The organism is Priestia sp. P1_B12_1 (genome assembly GCF_056406695.1).
In genome coordinates, this window is the sequence record NZ_JBFTZR010000072.1 from 1 (window position 1) to 553 (window position 553).

The window sequence follows — 553 nt, forward strand, 5'->3', positions numbered from 1 at the left end:
CCGACCCCCTGCTTGTAAGGCAGGTGCTCTCCCAGCTGAGCTAATCCTCCACTATTATGTAGATAAAAATAAATGGTGACCCGTACGGGATTCGAACCCGTGTTACCGCCGTGAAAGGGCGGTGTCTTAACCGCTTGACCAACGGGCCAGTTGGCTCCACAGGTAGGACTCGAACCTACGACCGATCGGTTAACAGCCGATAGCTCTACCACTGAGCTACTGTGGAATAATAATAGCCTGGCAACGTCCTACTCTCACAGGGACAAAGTCCCAACTACCATTGGCGCTAAAGAGCTTAACTTCCGTGTTCGGTATGGGAACGGGTGTGACCTCTTCGCTATCGYCACCAGACATATTATATTATACATGATTTGATAAAGAAAGCAAGACTTTTTTAAAAAGTTTTGTTCTCTCAAAACTAGGTAACAGTTYGCTGAGTAAAGCTTACGCTTTTAAAGTTTGGTTAAGTCCTCGATCGATTAGTATCAGTCAGCTACACATGTCGCCACGCTTCCACCTCTGACCTATCAACCTGATCATCTTTCAGGGATCT

General features: G+C 46.6%; 2 tRNA genes and 2 rRNA genes. All 4 read right to left on the reverse strand.

Annotated features, from left to right (window positions below):
- Positions 1–73: 73 nt before the first annotated feature.
- Positions 74–148, reverse strand: a tRNA-Glu gene (locus AC1D0Y_RS29730).
- A 3-nt stretch (positions 149–151) separates the two neighbouring features.
- Positions 152–226, reverse strand: a tRNA-Asn gene (locus tag AC1D0Y_RS29735).
- Between the two features lie 9 nt (positions 227–235).
- Positions 236–351 (reverse strand): 5S ribosomal RNA (rrf, locus tag AC1D0Y_RS29740).
- Between the two features lie 108 nt (positions 352–459).
- Positions 460–553 (reverse strand): 23S ribosomal RNA (locus AC1D0Y_RS29745); the annotation flags it as partial.